We start from the raw sequence: 1,005 nt of genomic DNA on the forward strand, positions 1-1,005 counted from the left end.
GGACGCGGGGGTGAGGTGGGCGGTGCCGGGGGCGGTGGCGTAGGCGCCGCGGGCGGTGCGGGAGCCGGGGCCGACGAGGTATCCGCCGGCCCCGCGGATGTCGATGCCGGGGGCGAGGCGGCCGGCCGAGTTGGGGACGACGACGTCCGGCGGCCCGGTGAGCCACAGGTGCCGGCCGCCGGAGGGGGTCAGGACGATGATCGTCGGCGGGATGGTGAACCGGTGGCGCGTAGCGAGGGAGCGCAGCGCCGCCGCGGAGTCCGTGTCCGACTTGGTGTCCAGGTCGACGCCGATGAGGTGGTGCGGGGGCAGGCCGCAGGCGATGCCGTAGCCGGTGGCCCACGGGGCGGCGGCGAAGAGTGCGCGGATGCGGGCCGGGTCGGTCGAGGCGTCGTAGACGCCGTGGCCGAGGCGCCCGCACTCGCCGTGGCACGGCGGCCCGGCCGGCGCCGGGGCGTCGCGGTGAGGGGAGCGCAGGGCCGGGAGTTTCGTCCGGGTCAGGGGGATGACGGCCAGGCCGTGTTCGGCGGCCGACAGGGCGTGGGCGAGGGCCAGGGCGGCGGCCTGCCGGGGGTACCGGTCGGTGGTGGCCATGGATCCAGTCTCGTACGTGTGTTCGATAAAAGGAAGAGGGGTGCGCGGCGACGCGCCGGGTCGGGCGAGGCCGGGCGACTCGGGCGAGGTCGGCCGGCTCGGACGGGGTGGTCCGGCTCGGGCGGAGGGGGACGGTGGGGCGCTCCGTCGTCGGTGAGGCCCGGGAGGGCTGGGGGCGGCGGCGACCCGTGACGGTGCGTCGCTTCTGGTGTGGTGAATGTCGCGAAGGACGTTTATCGACAAGACGTCACACTTGAGTGCCAATAAAGGCTTTCAGGATGGTTCGTCGGGGATTCGGTGGGCAACTCTGGTGGTGCGGCGTCAGTCGTCGCCCTGCTGGAGCGGTCGGCCGACCGGCCCGGCGGGAGCCGTGCTCAGGTCCGTGCCGGGGGAGGAGGGAGGGGATGGCGG

The 1,005-nt window shown here is 75.0% G+C and carries 1 protein-coding gene; it reads right to left on the reverse strand.

Annotated features, from left to right (window positions below; translation table 11 throughout):
• A partial coding sequence (locus KMS84_RS38585) for a bifunctional DNA primase/polymerase (RefSeq protein ID WP_256921220.1) occupies positions 1 to 594 on the reverse strand: 594 nt, incomplete at its 3' end.
• Positions 595 to 1,005 lie beyond the last annotated feature (411 nt).

Origin of the sequence: Streptomyces hilarionis, from assembly GCF_024539675.1 — a bacterium.
Taxonomy (GTDB): domain Bacteria; phylum Actinomycetota; class Actinomycetes; order Streptomycetales; family Streptomycetaceae; genus Streptomyces; species Streptomyces hilarionis.